The organism is Devosia sp., from assembly GCF_024707125.1.
In the GTDB taxonomy this organism is placed as follows: Bacteria; Pseudomonadota; Alphaproteobacteria; order Rhizobiales; family Devosiaceae; genus Devosia.
Window position 1 is genome coordinate 317,982 of record NZ_JANQAH010000009.1, and the last position, 13,721, is coordinate 331,702.

Consider the following 13,721-nt stretch of genomic DNA (forward strand, 5'->3'; position numbering starts at 1 on the left):
TTCCAAGAAAACCTCTCGCTGTGTTTCACGTGAATCACGAGATGGTGGCTGCGCCAGTGGTCTAGAAATGTTTCACGTGAATCATTTGCCAATGCAGAAGCTGGCAAAGAGCCGATCCAAAACCTGCTCAGCGTCTACGCGACCAATCATTCGTTCCAGCGCGAGCGATGCGTGACGGAGCGCTTCCGCCGCCAGCTCCCAGTTGCTGAGATAAAGAACGGCTTCGTCGACCGCAGAAATTGCCTGTTCAAGCCCCAGGCGGTCACGCTCATGGCTGATCAGGGACGGCTCGCCGCCGGCAAGATTCTCACCGATGGCGCGCAAGCGATCGAGCAGAACGTCGAGGCCCGTCCCGGTCGTCGTCGATATCTGGAGATCGTAACCGCTCCCCGAACCGAGGTCAGACTTGGTCCCAATCCGAACAACCGTGGCATTCGTGGATGGTTGAGGAGCTGCATCGGTATCGGGTGCCTCCAGCCAAAGCAGAATGTCGGCGTCCTGGATTGCGTGTTCGGCGCGACGAATACCTTCCGCCTCCGCGCGGCTATCAGTCTCGCGCAGGCCGGCGAGATCCAAAAGAACAAAAAGCTGCCCGCCGATATCGAGCGGCACCTCGCGGACGTCACGCGTCGTGCCGGCCTCGTCGGAAACGATGGCGATATCAGACTTTGACAGCGCATTGATCAAGCTGGATTTTCCGGCGTTCGGAGCACCGGCCAGCGCCACGCGCAGGCCCTCACGAACAATGCGGCCGCTATTCAAACTCGCCAGCGCATCCACGAGCGAGGTCTTCAACTTCGCTAGTTCGGTGGCAAATTCTGCAGGCAGTTCCTCGGTAACATCGCCTTCATCAGAAAAATCGAGCCGCGCTTCAATCTCAGCCCGCAAGTCGAGCAGATCATTGCGCCAGGCTTCAACTTTTTCTGTAAGCCGACCGTCATAGCGTGCCAGAGCCTGCTGCCGCTGCTTTTCGGTTTCGGCGCTGAGAAGGTCGCCAAGGCCCTCAACGGCAATCAGGTCCAGCTTTCCGTTTTCGAAAGCGCGCCGGGTGAACTCCCCCGGACCAGCCAGGCGAATACCAAAAGTATTTAGGCTACGAAGGATCGCCTTGACCCCGGCAGGTGAGCCGTGGACGTGAAACTCGGCGCAATCTTCGCCAGTAAAACTGTTGGGTCCGGGAAACCAGACCACGAGGCCCTGGTCTAGCTGGGTGTCGGCACCAATCCGGCGCAAAGCCATGGTTCGCGGGGCAGGCAGGTCACCAGCAAGAGACAAAAACGCCTCCCGGACTTTTGGGCCCGAGAGGCGGATAACCGCAACGCCGGAAGGAAGAGCGCCCGAAGAGAGCGCCATGATCGTATCGCCGGCGAGCATTTTGGTATGTCAGGTGTTCATCGAGTCGAAGAAATCCGAATTGGTCTTGGTCTGGCGGACCTTGTCCATGAGGAATTCCATCGCGTCGATCGTGCCCATCGGATTGAGGATACGGCGGAGCACATACATCTTCTTGAGGATATCGGGCTCGACCAGCAGCTCTTCCTTGCGGGTACCCGACTTGGTGATGTCGAGCGCCGGGAAGATGCGCTTGTCCGCAACCTTGCGGTCCAAAATGATTTCGGAGTTACCGGTACCCTTGAATTCTTCGAAGATCACTTCGTCCATGCGGCTGCCGGTATCGATCAGCGCCGTGGAGATGATGGTCAGCGAGCCGCCGTCTTCGATATTGCGTGCGGCACCGAAGAAGCGCTTCGGGCGCTGCAGGGCATTGGCGTCGACACCACCGGTAAGCACCTTGCCCGAGCTCGGAACCACGGTGTTGTAAGCGCGGCCAAGACGGGTAATGGAATCGAGGAGAATAACAACGTCGCGCTTGTGTTCGACGAGACGCTTGGCCTTTTCGATCACCATTTCGGCGACTTGGACGTGGCGCGAAGCCGGTTCGTCAAAGGTCGAAGAAATGACTTCGCCGCGCACCGAGCGCTGCATATCAGTCACTTCTTCCGGACGCTCGTCGATCAGCAGAACGATGAGATAGCATTCCGGGTGATTGGTCGCGATCGATTGTGCAATATTTTGCAACAATACCGTCTTACCAGTACGCGGAGGAGCGACAATCAGGGCGCGCTGGCCCTTGCCGAGCGGTGCCACGAGATCAAGAAGACGAGCCGAGCGATCTTTTAAGGTCGGATCAGGCAACTCCATGCGGAGCCGTTCTTCGGGATAAAGCGGGGTCAGGTTGTCGAAGTTGACCTTGTGGCGAACCGCCTCGGGGTCTTCGAAATTGATCGTGTTGACCTTCAGGAGCGCAAAGTAGCGCTCGCCTTCCTTGGGAGAGCGGATTTCGCCCTCGACCGTGTCGCCGGTCCGCAGGCCAAAGCGGCGGATCTGGCTGGGGCTGACATAGATATCGTCAGGACCCGGAAGATAGTTTGCGTCAGGAGAGCGGAGGAAGCCAAAGCCGTCTGGCAGGACCTCGACCACGCCCTCACCGACAATGTCGATGTCCTGCGAAGCCAATTCCTTGAGAATGGCGAACATCAACTCCTGCTTGCGCATGGTCGAAGCATTCTCGACTTCGAGTTCTTCGGCGAACGCCAGCAATTCGGCCGGGGACTTGGCCTTCAGCTCACTGAGCTTGATATTCTGCATGGATGCGATGGACCCTTGGGGTAAATCGTAGAGGAGGGATTTTATTTTTGGGGAATGCACCGCGCAGTGCCGGAATCGGCCGCGCATGAGGAAGGATGCTTGATGGCTTCATTTAGCGTGATCGCCAGCCGGTTTCAAGATGGGAACCGTGCAACAGCGACATTTTGAAGATTCACGTGAAACTTCGAAGCGTTCCGCGCAGCGGATGAAAGGCTCCGGTGGAGCCTTTCAAGCTGAGAAGGCCATGAAAGCTGTGCTTGAATGGCCCAGCGCCCGTGAGCCCCAATCCTAAAACGGCTTCACGATCACCATGATGACAATGCCGATCATCAGCACAGTCGGCACTTCATTGATGATCCGGAAATACTTCTGTTCCTTCACGTTCTCATCGCGGGCAAAGCGCTTTTGGTGGCCGACCAGAATGCCATGCACACCGCTCATCGCCAGAACCATGGCAGCCTTGGCCCAGGGCCATCCCGAACCCCAATCGACACCGCCGAGATGGATCATGGTGAGCCCAAAAACCCAGGTGGCAATCATCGCCGGGTTGATGATCCCCTTGAGGAGCCGTCGCTCCATGACCTTGAACGTCTCGGACTGCACGGAGCCGATTTCGGCCTTGGTGTGATAGACGAAAAGCCGCGGCAGATAGAGCATGCCGGCCATCCAGGCGATGACCGAAATGACGTGCAGCGCCTTCACCCATTCATACATTTCAATTTTCTCAACTTTGCTTGACCAGCTCGACCAACCGCTCGACGTGGGAAATCGGGGTTTCGGGCACAATGCCGTGGCCGAGATTAAAGATATGCGGGCGCTTCGCAAACGCGGCCTTGATCTCGATCACGCGTTCTTCCATCGCCTTGCCGCCGATGACGAGCCGCAGCGGGTCGAGATTGCCCTGAACCGGCAGGGTCTTTGGCAGGAATTCATCGGCAAAAGACAGCGGCGTCGCATAGTCGAGACCCAGCGCGTTGACGCCTGTCCTTTCCGCATAGCGCTTCAAATTACCGGCAGCTCCGCGCGGGAAACCGATGATCGGCGCATTTGGCACTTTTGCCCGCACGCCTTCGACGATCCGCCGATTGGGCGCGACCACCTGCGTTTCAAAAGCCGCATCGTCGAGATTGAGCGCCCAGCTCTCAAAAAGCTGCACCACATCGGCGCCGGCCTCAAACTGGGCAACGAGATAGTCAATGCTGGTTTCGACCAGCACATCCATCAATTTCGAAAAGGCCGCCGGGTGTTCCAGGGCAAAGCGCCGCGCCACCCATTGATCCGGCGATCCCTTGCCATTGAGCATATAGGTCGCAACCGTCCAGGGAGAGCCGCAGAAGCCGATCAGGGTCTTTTCGGGAGCCAGTGCCGCTCGCAGCCGGCGCACGGTCTCCAGCACAGGCGCCAGATGATCCAAAGCCCCGCCGCGCTCAAGCCGATCCACGTCTGTCGCGGCCAGGGGCTCGAGCATTGGTCCTTCACCCGCTTCAAAGCGAACCTTCTGTCCCAGCGCATCTGGAATGACCAGAATGTCAGAGAACAAAATAGCCGCATCGAGATCGAACCGGCGAAGCGGCTGCAGCGTCACTTCCGTCGCAAAATCGGGATTGTAGCAAAGGTCCAAAAAGCTTCCGGCCTTGGCGCGGAGCTCGCGATATTCCGGCAGGTAGCGACCAGCCTGTCGCATGATCCACATGGGAGGGGTGTCCTGTCGTTCCCCCAGCACCGTTGCGAGCAATCTTTTCTTGGTCACTGCACTCACCCTTTCGTCCCCTTCGAAAACCCAAAAGAGACTCTTAGTCTTCCTATCTTCTTCTTTATGGTGGTGTTTATCCGCAATTCATTGCGCTCCACAATCTGGACCCATGGCGGCACTTCAGCACAGCGCTTCATTAACGCTCTGTTAACATCTGTGGCCGACCCCGCTGGCCTGCCCCGTTAATGGAGTTTAAGAGGAGCTTAACAGGGCGACTCCCGAGTCAACGATTCGGTAACGCCTGTGGATGAGGGGTGTGAAAAGCTGCTCCCGCCCTTTCAACTTATCCCCACAGATTCCCCAGCCCCCTTCCGAGAACCTCGGAAAGGAATTGTTAACTTTTTATCGAATAGGTCGAACAAGTTTCGCGCCTCGTGAAAGTTACGAGTCTTTCCCCCAGTTCGCCCTTGAGCTGGGGATGACAGTGTGGAAAAACTTGTTCCCATGCTGATCCTGGCCTCCTCAAGTCCGACCCGCAAAACCTTGATGGAAAAGGCTGTTTTTTCCTTTTCCGTCATTCCGGCCGATATCGATGAACGCGCCCTCGGAGCCCAGGCTTTGGAGGCCGGCGCTGACGGCCGCGATCTTGCGGGGCTCCTTGCCAAGGCGAAGGCCGAAGCGGTCTCAAAACTCCATCCTGACGCCTATGTGATCGGCGCCGATCAAACTTTGGCTCTGGGCACGGAATTGCTCCACAAGCCCATCAACCGCGAAGACGCCGCGCGCCAGCTCGATCATCTCGCCGGCAAGACCCATCGGCTCCACGCCGCCGTCGCTCTCGTGCGCAATGGCCAATTGTTGTGGTCCGATATCGAAACCGCCGAATTGACCATGCGCCAGTTCGAACCGGAAGAGCGCGACCTGGTTCTCGATCTTGAGGGACCTGCCGCCCTGACCTCCGTTGGCGGCTATCGGCTCGAAGGTCCGTCCATTCGGCTCTTCGAGACCATTACCGGCGATTATTTCACGATTCTCGGGCTGCCGCTCTTGCCCCTGATCGGCGCCTTGCGCGATATCGCTCCGGAGCTTCTTTCCGTCAGGGCCTGATCAAACGTGACCACCAAAGCTTTCGTCATCGGCCACCCCATCGCCCATTCACGCTCGCCGCTCATTCACGGCACCTGGCTCGCCGAGCACGGGATTGATGGCTCCTATGAAGCCATCGACGTGGCCCCAGCCGATCTTCCGGCCTTTTTCGACCGTCTGCGCGCGGGCGAATTTGCCGGCGGCAATGTCACCATTCCCCATAAGGAAGCGGTTTTTGCCCTTTGCGACAGCGTCGATGATCTCGCCAAAACCATCGGCGCGGTGAATACGCTGGTCGTGCGCGGGGGCAAGGTACACGGCTACAATACCGACTATCTCGGTTTTCTCGGCAATCTCGACGCTGCAGCGCCGGGCTGGTCCGATGGCCCGCGCGATGCCCTGGTGATCGGTGCCGGCGGCGCAGCCCGCGCCATTCTGGTTGCCCTGCGCGAGCGCAATGGCGGAAAAGTCCATGTGCTTAATCGCACCCTCGCCAATGCCGAAGCGCTGGTCGAGGAAATCGAAGGCCCCTTCGAGGCCCACGGCTTTGATTCCTTTGCCGAGCTCGCGCCAAAGATCGGCATCGTCGTCAACACCAGCTCCATCGGCATGCATGGCAGCCGCTTCGACTGGCTCGACATGAGCCTGCTTCCAAAGACCAGCCTCGTCACCGACATCGTCTATACCCCGCTAGTGACGCCCCTCCTCGCCGATGCCCAGGCCCATGGCCTCGAAATCGTCGATGGCCTCGGCATGCTGCTGCACCAGGCCGTGCCGGGTTTTGCCGATTGGTTCGGCGTGCGGCCGGAAGTGACGCCGGCCCTCCGCGCCCGCATCGAAGCGACTTTGGGTCACTGACCATGTGGCGGATCGGGGTCACCGGATCGATCGCCACCGGCAAATCCACCCTGCTCGCCGCCTTCGAAAAGGTCGGCGTTCCGACATTCTCGGCCGATGCCGCGGTCGCTGCACTCTATGAGGGCGAAGCCGTTGCCCCGGTGGAAGCTCTTTTTCCGGGCGTCACCAGAGACCAAAAAATAGACCGCCAGGAATTGGCGCGGCGCCTCGCGGCCGAACCGCAAAATTTCAAGAAACTGGAAGCCGTGGTTCATCCCCTGGTCCGGCGGAAGATCGCCGAATTCATGGATCGCGCGGAAGCTGCGGGCAACATCGCAGTGGCCATCGAAGTCCCCCTGCTCTTCGAAAGCGGCTTCAATTACGGCTTTGACGCCATCGCCGTGACCTTCGTCAACCCCGAGATTCAGGCTGCACGCATTATGGCCCGGCCGGGCATGACCGTGGAAAAGCGCGATACCTTGCTTGCCCGCCAGATGCCGCAGGATGAAAAGAAGAAGCGGGCCACTTATCTCTTCGATACCGAGCGCCCGCGCGAGGAAATCGACGCCGAAGTCGCGGCTCTGATCGCCGACCTCAGGGCAAAGGGACCAAAAATATGATCCGGGAAATCGTGCTCGATACCGAAACCACGGGCCTTTCCCATGCCGAGGGCGATCGCCTCGTCGAAATCGGCTGCGTCGAGCTGATCAACCACATACCCTCGGGCAAGAATTTTCACGTCTACATCAACCCCCAGCGCTCCATGCCCGACGAGGCATTTCGCGTTCATGGGCTCAGCGAAGAGTTTTTGTCCGACAAGCCGGTTTTCAAGACGCTGGCCGAGGAGTTTCGGACCTTTGTCGATGGCGCCCGGCTCATCATTCACAACGCCCCCTTCGATATGGGCTTTTTGAATGCCGAGCTTGCCTGGGCCGGCCTGCCCGTCCTCGACAATGAAGTCATCGACACGGTCATGCTCGCCCGCAAGAAGCACCCGGGCGCCCGCGTCAGCCTCGACGCGCTCTGCAAGCACTATGGCATCGACAATTCCCGCCGCACGCTCCACGGCGCCCTCCTCGATAGCGAGATTCTGGCTGAAGTCTATCTCGAGCTGATCGGCGGCAAGCAGGTGAGCCTGGCTCTCATTGCCGAGGTCGAAAGCGATGGCAGCGACGCCCTCGCGACCCGCATCGCCGCTCTGCCCCGCCCTACCCCGCTCCCCTCGCGCGTGACATTAGCGGAAGCCGCGGCGCACGAAGCCTTCGTGGGAAAAATGGGCGAAAGCGCGATCTGGGCCCAATATGCCGAGGTCGCGGCGGCGGAGTAATCCGCTTTCCCACCTCAACTCTCCCATCCATCGTCACCACCGGGCTTGTCCCGGTGGTCCATGCCGCGCCAAGAATGGATTGCCGGGACAAGCCCGGCAATGACGGTGGCTTCTATATTTGGCCCCAAAAACAAAAACCCCAGCTCTCGCCGGGGTTCTTCAAAACTCTAACAGCCCAAATCAGTTTGGCAGGTCGGTTGCCGGAGCGGCGGCTGCGCCACCCTCTGCCTGCTGCTTGGCGGCGAGCGCGGCCAGATTCTGGCGGTAGATCGCCATGAAGTCGACCGGCTCCATCATCAGCGGCGGGAAACCGCCCTGCTGGGTGACATTGGCCAGAACCTGGCGGGCAAACGGGAAGATCAGGCGCGGGCATTCGACCATGAGAAGGCCGCTGAGCTGGGCTTCGGGAATGTTCTTGAGGCGGAAAACGCCGCCATAGACCAGTTCCACGTTGAACAGCAGCGTTTCCTCGCGATTGGCCTTGGCCTTGAGGTTCAGCTCGACGGCATAGAGGTCGTCGGCCTGCTTCTTGACGCCGACCGAGATCGAAACGTTGAAGGCCGGATTGCCGCCGCCGGCCAGGATCGAGCCGGGCGCGCCGGGGTTCTCGAAGGAAAGGTCGCGCACATATTGACCCACAAGGTTCATGCTGGGCGCGGTGCCGGGCTGGGTCGCTGCTGCGCCTTCGTTTTCTTCGGCCATCTTTGGTCCCTTTATATTCCGGTTGGAACAGTCCTGCGGGTGGCTAGCATCTTTGCCCCAAAGGAACAAGCAAAGAGGCCTTTTGCAACGCTATTTGCGCTGCCAGTCGTCGTCATCGAGGTCAATGGTTCCCGGTCCGTTAAGATGGGGCGGGGTGGGATCGGCCGGGGATGCGCGGCGATAGCTGGTCGTGGTTTCCACCACGGTCACGTTGCGCGTCAGCGTCTTGTAGAGCCAGGCGCGCACGGGCGGAAGCAGCAGCAGAATGGCAACGAAGTCGCCCAAAAATCCCGGGATGATCAGGAAAACTGCGGCCAGAGCCAGGGCCATGCCGTCAAACAGGGTCTGTCCTGGCAGTGTACCGGTCTGCATATTGGTGCGCATGCGGTTGAGCACGCCCAGACCTTGCTGGCGCAACACAAAGCCGCCGACAACCACGGCGAGAATGACAAGACCCAGCGTCGGCAGCACGCCGATGGCGCGGCCAACGAGAATGAAAAGCGCAATCTCGATCAGCGGCAAGGCCAGAAGGAGCAGGGGAATGAAGCGGAGCAACCGGGTCATCCTTTGTTTGTGAAGGGCGCGGCAAATCGCGCTACCTTGTGTGAACTGGTTTTGAGCTAAAGCTTTCCCTATATATAGGAACGACAAAAGCGCTCGGCGAGCGCCCAACTTCTCAGGTGCACCGATTCATGGACGATTTTCTCGATCTGCCTACTCTCATCGCCATCGTGGTCGCGGTTTTCGTGCTCTTCCGCCTCCGCTCGGTCCTGGGAACGCGGACGGGCAATGAGCGCCCGCCGATCGACCGCTCTCGCTCGACCCCGACCGAGAAGAAGGCCGCCAATGGCGACGAAACGGTCGTGCCGATCCGTCCCCGTCCCACCGATGCGCCCAATCTCGATGACGAGCGCCGCACCCGCAAGACCGAGGCGGAGATCGAACAGGCCGCATCAGGCAATGCTGATCTTGCAACGGGCCTTCGCGCCGTTGTCGAAGCTGATCCGACCTTTACGCCCAAATCCTTCCTTGAAGGCGCCAAGCAGGCCTATGAGATGATCGTCACCGCCTTTGCCGAGGGCGATCGCCAGACCCTGAAAAACCTCCTCGACAAGGACGTGTACGATAGCTTTGCCCGCGCCCTCACCGAGCGCGAGGCCGCCGGCCAGAAGAACGACTTTACCTTTGTGGGTCTGCCCAAGATCGCCATCGTCTCGGCCGAATACGACAAGAAGAACGTGCTGGTGACCGTCGATTTCCATGCCGAAGTCGTCTCGGCCATCCGCGACAAGGACGGCAATCTCGTCGAAGGCAATGCCGACCAGGTGCAGACCATCGCTGACGAGTGGACCTTTGCGCGCAATCCCAAGTCGCGCGACCCCAATTGGAAGGTCATCACCACGAGCCAGCTCGACTAAAATCTTTTTGCGGCAGGCCCTTCCATGTCCAAGCGCGACCCCAAGCGCCTGCCGCACGATTTTCACCTGTGGACGACCGTGTCTGCCACGGTCGAACCCCTGCGCCGCAAAGGTCTGCTCAAGTTGGGGCATGGCACCCTGCCCATCCCCGAGCCCGAACCGGCCCCCGCCATCAAGGCGCCGCCCAAAATGGGCAGTCCCAAAAAGCCCTTCCTGCCGCCCTATCAGGCGCCCACCCAGCCGGTGCAGGTGGTGGAGAAAAACGTTGATCCGGCTATCCACAAAAAGGTCCGCCGCGGCCGCATCGAGATCGATGGCACCATCGACCTTCACGGCATGACCCAGGTCGAAGCCCGTGAAACCCTGCGCCGCTATATCGGCGCCCGCGCTGCCCGCGGCGATCGCACCCTGCTTGTCATCACCGGCAAGGGCGCCAAAACCGAAAATGACTATGTCGCCGCCATGACCGAGCGCGGCATCCTGCGCACCATGTTGCCGATCTGGCTTTCCGAGCCGGGCCTGTCGCATATGATTTCCGGCTGGAGCCTTGCCGCCCGCGGCCATGGTGGGGAGGGCGCCTGGTATGTGCGCCTCAGGCGCCCATGACCCCGCTTGGCGCAAAATTCCGGGCGCTTCGCGAGGCCCGCGGCATTTCGCTGAAAGAAATGGCCGCCGCCCTCAACGTCTCGAGCGCCTATCTCTCGGCCCTCGAACACGGCCGCCGCGGCCAGCCCACCAGCTTCCTGCTCCACCGCATCATTGCCTTCTTCAATGTCATCTGGGACGAAGCCGAAGAGCTGCAGCGCCTCGCCGAAATTTCCGATCCCAAGGTGACCATCGACACCGGCGGCCTCGCCCCCGAAGCCACCGAATTCACCAATCGCCTGCGCGACAATATCGAGCGTCTCGAGCCCGAAGACCTCAAATTTTTGCGAGATGAATTGGTGAAGCGGGCGGGCAAGAAGCGCGGTTAAGCGGCGCTGGAATCCACCTCTCGATGGGCGTATTTTATGGCCCATGCAGTAGGAGGTTCCCATGCGCACTATTGGTGTCGCGGCCATCCTTGCCGCGTTGTCCCTACCCGCCCTCTCCGCCGACCTGACCCCGGGTGATTTTCGCGCGCTCCTCGCAGAGAGTGACGCGACTGTCGTGCTGCGCTCGCTCGACGAAGCATCCTGGAATGCGTTTCTCACCCATGTCGAGGCAGGCGACCGCGGCTGGATCGACCTCGTGCCACTCCTGGCGGCCGGGACGGATGCCGGAACGTCGGAAAGCCTTGTTATCACCCTGTCGCGGGCGCTTCGCGCCAATCCGCAGGGCGTGCTCAGTGTCCTTGCCAGCAGCAGCTATGCTGCGAGTGATATCTGCGTCGACAATGAAATCGAGATCTCTACCCTCGACGCCGTTCGCCTGATCGATGAGGCGCTGGTCAAGGTCGCTGGGGTTCTCGACCCGGCGCTGAGCCAGGTGCGCAACGAATGCATCTATGCCCTTAGCGATGCGCGCATCGCCGCGCTGATCTAGAAAATGCCCGCCCTTTTGGGGCGGGCATACGAAGGCTAAAGCACGAACTTGCTGAGATCGGTGTCTTTGGCGAGAACGCCCACCTTTTCGCGAACAAAGGCGGCGTCGATCTCGATCGACTGTCCGGCTTTGTCAGGCGCATCGAAGGAAATCTCTTCCACGAGCCGCTCCATCACCGTCTGCAAACGCCGCGCGCCGATATTCTCGACTGAATCATTGACCTTCACCGCCGCATCGGCAATCGCCTCGATGGCGTCAGTCGTAAAGCTCAGCGTGACCCCTTCGGTGCCCATCAGCGCCACATATTGGCGCACCAGGCTCGCCTCGGTGTCATTGAGGATGCGAATGAAATCTTCGCGGGTCAGCGCCTTCAGCTCCACCCGGATCGGCAATCGACCCTGCAGCTCCGGCAGCAGGTCCGAGGGCTTGCTCACATGGAACGCACCCGAGGCAATGAACAGGATATGGTCCGTCTTCACCGGCCCATATTTTGTCGACACCGTCGTGCCTTCGATCAGGGGAAGCAGATCGCGCTGCACGCCTTCGCGCGACGGACCGCCTGATACGCCACCCTCGCGGGCCGCGACCTTATCGATTTCGTCGATGAAGACAATGCCGTGGTTTTCCACGAGCTCGATGGCTTCCGTCTTGAGCTGTTCCTGATCGAGCAGCTTGTCGGCCTCTTCGGCGATCAGCGGTTCATAGGCGTCCTTCACCTTGACCTTGCGCTTCACACCGCGACCGCCCATTGCCGACTTGAACATGTCGGAAAGGTTGATCATGCCGATGCCGCCATTGGGCATGCCGGGGATTTCGAACCCGCCCGTATTGGGCGAAGGCTGCATCTCGATCTCGATTTCCTTGTCATCAAGCTCGTTATTACGAAGCTTGTTGCGGAACGAGTCGCGCGTCGATGGCGTCGCCGAAGTGCCGACCAGTGCATCAAGCACCCGCTCCTCGGCATTGTGGTGCGCCTGCGCCTGCACATCGCGGCGGCGCTTGTCGCGCAGCACAGTGATACCGGCTTCGACAAGGTCGCGAACAATCTGCTCCACGTCGCGGCCGACATAGCCGACTTCGGTGAACTTGGTCGCTTCCACTTTTACAAATGGCGCCTGCGCCAGCCGCGCCAGGCGACGCGAAATCTCGGTCTTGCCGACACCGGTCGGCCCGATCATCAATATATTCTTCGGCGTCACTTCACGGCGCAGCTCGGGGGAAAGCTGCTGCCGGCGCCAGCGATTGCGCAGCGCCACGGCAACGGCGCGCTTGGCATCCTGCTGGCCGACAATATTGCGGTCCAGCTCCGAAACGATTTCGCGCGGCGAAAAATTGGTTTCACTCATTTCTTTGTCACTTTCGATCGGTGCCTTGCTGTTGGACCGGTTCGCGGTCCAGGAAGCGCACCATCAGGTGTTCGTCGATATATCGACCGTTCACGAAGAGGTAGCGGGGCTCTGTCCCATAAGTCTCAAAGCCCAGCCGCTTGTAGAGGCGGATGGCCGGCTCGTTCTCGGCCCAGACCCCGAGATGGACCTGGATGACCTTTTCCCGGGCGTGCTGGATCAGGTGCTCGCAAAGAGCTTTCGACATGCCGCTGCCGCGATGCTCTGGCTGCACATAGACCTGGATCATCCAGCCCCGGTGCCGTTCCTTGGCCGCATCATTGCGCATGAAGGCATTGATGCCGCCAATCGATCCATCCGGCAGCTCGGCGCCAAAGACCGTCAGGGTCTCCAGCATCTGCCTGACGTCCGCGTCAGTTCTCTGCGCAAAGTTCTCCGCCGAAGACACAAAGGCCTCCGGATGATTGGCCAGCGCCTCGTGCCTTATGGCCCGATAGGCCGCCGCATCTTTCACGCCGAGTTGCCGAATGGAAAAGGTCACTTAAAGCTCGATGGTTTCGAGGGTTACGTTGCCATTGGTATAGACGCAGATTTCCTCTGCGATCTTCATGGCGCGACGGGCAATGTCTTCCGCGTCAAGCTCGGTCGCCTGATGCAGGGCCAAGGCGGCCGAATGCGCGTAGTTGCCGCCTGAGCCAATGGCGATCACACCATGGTCAGGCGTCAGCACGTCGCCCGTGCCGGTAAGCACCAGCGTATCGGTCTTGTCAGCCACGATCATCATGGCTTCGAGCTTCCGCAGATAGCGGTCCGTCCGCCAATCCTTGGCCAATTCGACCGCAGCGCGCATCAGCTTGTCAGGATATTGCTCCAGCTTGCCTTCGAGCCGTTCGAACAGCGTGAAGGCGTCGGCGGTCGAACCGGCAAACCCGCCGATCACCTTGCCGCCGGCCAGCCGGCGAACTTTCTTCGCCGTATGCTTCATAACCGTCTGGCCCATGGAAACCTGGCCATCGCCAGCGACCACGACCTTGTTGCCCTTGCGCACGGAAACGATCGTTGTCCCGTGCCAGCCGGGAAATGCGTTTTCACTCATGGGGGGAAATACTCCGAACTGTTGAGTGATATTTAGGCGCAAG

The 13,721-nt window shown here is 60.0% G+C and carries 17 protein-coding genes; 8 read left to right on the forward strand and 9 right to left on the reverse strand.

What is annotated here, in order from left to right:
- Window positions 1–81: 81 nt before the first annotated feature.
- The 4 genes from mnmE to hemE form a co-directional block, all read right to left on the reverse strand.
- Complete coding sequence (mnmE, locus tag NVV77_RS11545; RefSeq protein ID WP_295413229.1) at window positions 82–1,374, reverse strand: tRNA uridine-5-carboxymethylaminomethyl(34) synthesis GTPase MnmE; 1,293 nt, start codon at window positions 1,372–1,374, stop codon at window positions 82–84.
- Between the two features lie 9 nt (window positions 1,375–1,383).
- Window positions 1,384–2,649 carry a transcription termination factor Rho gene (gene rho / locus NVV77_RS11550; RefSeq protein WP_035084758.1) on the reverse strand — a complete coding sequence of 422 codons (1,266 nt, stop codon included), beginning with the start codon at window positions 2,647–2,649 and terminating at the stop codon, window positions 1,384–1,386.
- A 288-nt stretch (window positions 2,650–2,937) separates the two neighbouring features.
- A complete protein-coding gene (hemJ, locus tag NVV77_RS11555) occupies window positions 2,938–3,363 on the reverse strand; it encodes a protoporphyrinogen oxidase HemJ (RefSeq protein ID WP_035084755.1) in 426 nt (141 codons plus the stop codon).
- A 10-nt stretch (window positions 3,364–3,373) separates the two neighbouring features.
- Entirely contained in the window at window positions 3,374–4,399 is a 1,026-nt protein-coding gene (gene hemE / locus NVV77_RS11560; RefSeq protein WP_295413232.1) for a uroporphyrinogen decarboxylase, read from the reverse strand.
- A 429-nt stretch (window positions 4,400–4,828) separates the two neighbouring features.
- On the opposite strand from hemE, the gene NVV77_RS11565 reads away from it, so the two are divergent.
- The 4 genes from NVV77_RS11565 to dnaQ are packed head-to-tail and all read left to right on the forward strand — an operon-like array spanning window position 4,829 to window position 7,592.
- A complete protein-coding gene (locus NVV77_RS11565; protein WP_367178618.1) occupies window positions 4,829–5,449 on the forward strand; it encodes a Maf family protein in 621 nt (206 codons plus the stop codon).
- Between the two features lie 6 nt (window positions 5,450–5,455).
- Window positions 5,456–6,286: a shikimate dehydrogenase gene (locus tag NVV77_RS11570; RefSeq protein ID WP_295413235.1), complete on the forward strand. Its 831-nt coding sequence runs from the start codon at window positions 5,456–5,458 to the stop codon at window positions 6,284–6,286.
- A 2-nt stretch (window positions 6,287–6,288) separates the two neighbouring features.
- Window positions 6,289–6,885: a dephospho-CoA kinase gene (coaE, locus tag NVV77_RS11575; RefSeq protein WP_295413238.1), complete on the forward strand. Its 597-nt coding sequence runs from the start codon at window positions 6,289–6,291 to the stop codon at window positions 6,883–6,885.
- The gene (gene dnaQ / locus NVV77_RS11580; protein WP_295414443.1) at window positions 6,885–7,592 is read left to right on the forward strand and encodes a DNA polymerase III subunit epsilon; all 708 of its coding nucleotides are present in this window, start codon (window positions 6,885–6,887) and stop codon (window positions 7,590–7,592) included. The genes coaE and dnaQ overlap by 1 nt, the downstream gene beginning before the upstream one ends.
- A 180-nt stretch (window positions 7,593–7,772) precedes the next feature.
- On the opposite strand, the gene secB is transcribed toward dnaQ, so the two are convergent.
- Together secB and NVV77_RS11590 are read right to left on the reverse strand one after the other, a co-directional pair.
- Window positions 7,773–8,294 (reverse strand): protein-export chaperone SecB, encoded by a 522-nt coding sequence (secB, locus tag NVV77_RS11585; RefSeq protein ID WP_295413240.1) that lies wholly within the window; start codon window positions 8,292–8,294, stop codon window positions 7,773–7,775.
- A gap of 90 nt (window positions 8,295–8,384) precedes the next feature.
- Window positions 8,385–8,858, reverse strand: coding sequence for an FxsA family protein (locus NVV77_RS11590; protein ID WP_295413243.1), 474 nt, complete (start codon window positions 8,856–8,858; stop codon window positions 8,385–8,387).
- Window positions 8,859–8,986: 128 nt separating this feature from the next.
- Between NVV77_RS11590 and NVV77_RS11595 the strand changes: the two genes are divergently transcribed.
- The 4 genes from NVV77_RS11595 to NVV77_RS11610 all read left to right on the forward strand — a co-directional run bounded on the left by NVV77_RS11595 (window position 8,987) and on the right by NVV77_RS11610 (window position 11,236).
- Complete coding sequence (locus NVV77_RS11595; RefSeq protein ID WP_295413245.1) at window positions 8,987–9,712, forward strand: Tim44/TimA family putative adaptor protein; 726 nt, start codon at window positions 8,987–8,989, stop codon at window positions 9,710–9,712.
- Between the two features lie 24 nt (window positions 9,713–9,736).
- Entirely contained in the window at window positions 9,737–10,318 is a 582-nt protein-coding gene (locus tag NVV77_RS11600; protein ID WP_295413247.1) for a Smr/MutS family protein, read from the forward strand.
- Window positions 10,315–10,686 carry a helix-turn-helix transcriptional regulator gene (locus tag NVV77_RS11605; protein WP_295413249.1) on the forward strand — a complete coding sequence of 124 codons (372 nt, stop codon included), beginning with the start codon at window positions 10,315–10,317 and terminating at the stop codon, window positions 10,684–10,686. Before NVV77_RS11600 ends, NVV77_RS11605 begins: the two co-directional genes overlap by 4 nt.
- 61 nt (window positions 10,687–10,747) lie before the next feature.
- Entirely contained in the window at window positions 10,748–11,236 is a 489-nt protein-coding gene (locus NVV77_RS11610) for a hypothetical protein (RefSeq protein WP_295413252.1), read from the forward strand.
- A gap of 35 nt (window positions 11,237–11,271) precedes the next feature.
- On the opposite strand, the gene hslU is transcribed toward NVV77_RS11610, so the two are convergent.
- The 3 genes from hslU to hslV are packed head-to-tail and all read right to left on the reverse strand — an operon-like array spanning window position 11,272 to window position 13,678.
- Window positions 11,272–12,582, reverse strand: coding sequence for an ATP-dependent protease ATPase subunit HslU (hslU, locus tag NVV77_RS11615; protein ID WP_295413254.1), 1,311 nt, complete (start codon window positions 12,580–12,582; stop codon window positions 11,272–11,274).
- A gap of 7 nt (window positions 12,583–12,589) precedes the next feature.
- Window positions 12,590–13,123, reverse strand: coding sequence for a GNAT family N-acetyltransferase (locus tag NVV77_RS11620; protein ID WP_295413257.1), 534 nt, complete (start codon window positions 13,121–13,123; stop codon window positions 12,590–12,592).
- Window positions 13,124–13,678, reverse strand: coding sequence for an ATP-dependent protease subunit HslV (gene hslV, locus NVV77_RS11625; RefSeq protein WP_295413259.1), 555 nt, complete (start codon window positions 13,676–13,678; stop codon window positions 13,124–13,126).
- Window positions 13,679–13,721: the final 43 nt, after the last annotated feature.

Coding starts and splice junctions, on each gene's coding strand:
- NVV77_RS11590 (WP_295413243.1), bottom strand. CDS start 8,858: ATGACCCGGTTGCTCCGCTTCATTCCCCTGCTCCTTCTGGCCTTGCCG.
- hslU (WP_295413254.1), bottom strand. CDS start 12,582: ATGAGTGAAACCAATTTTTCGCCGCGCGAAATCGTTTCGGAGCTGGAC.
- mnmE (WP_295413229.1), bottom strand. CDS start 1,374: ATGCTCGCCGGCGATACGATCATGGCGCTCTCTTCGGGCGCTCTTCCT.
- rho (WP_035084758.1), bottom strand. CDS start 2,649: ATGCAGAATATCAAGCTCAGTGAGCTGAAGGCCAAGTCCCCGGCCGAA.
- NVV77_RS11600 (WP_295413247.1), top strand. CDS start 9,737: ATGTCCAAGCGCGACCCCAAGCGCCTGCCGCACGATTTTCACCTGTGG.
- NVV77_RS11595 (WP_295413245.1), top strand. CDS start 8,987: ATGGACGATTTTCTCGATCTGCCTACTCTCATCGCCATCGTGGTCGCG.
- coaE (WP_295413238.1), top strand. CDS start 6,289: ATGTGGCGGATCGGGGTCACCGGATCGATCGCCACCGGCAAATCCACC.
- secB (WP_295413240.1), bottom strand. CDS start 8,294: ATGGCCGAAGAAAACGAAGGCGCAGCAGCGACCCAGCCCGGCACCGCG.
- hemJ (WP_035084755.1), bottom strand. CDS start 3,363: ATGTATGAATGGGTGAAGGCGCTGCACGTCATTTCGGTCATCGCCTGG.
- hslV (WP_295413259.1), bottom strand. CDS start 13,678: ATGAGTGAAAACGCATTTCCCGGCTGGCACGGGACAACGATCGTTTCC.
- NVV77_RS11605 (WP_295413249.1), top strand. CDS start 10,315: ATGACCCCGCTTGGCGCAAAATTCCGGGCGCTTCGCGAGGCCCGCGGC.
- NVV77_RS11610 (WP_295413252.1), top strand. CDS start 10,748: ATGCGCACTATTGGTGTCGCGGCCATCCTTGCCGCGTTGTCCCTACCC.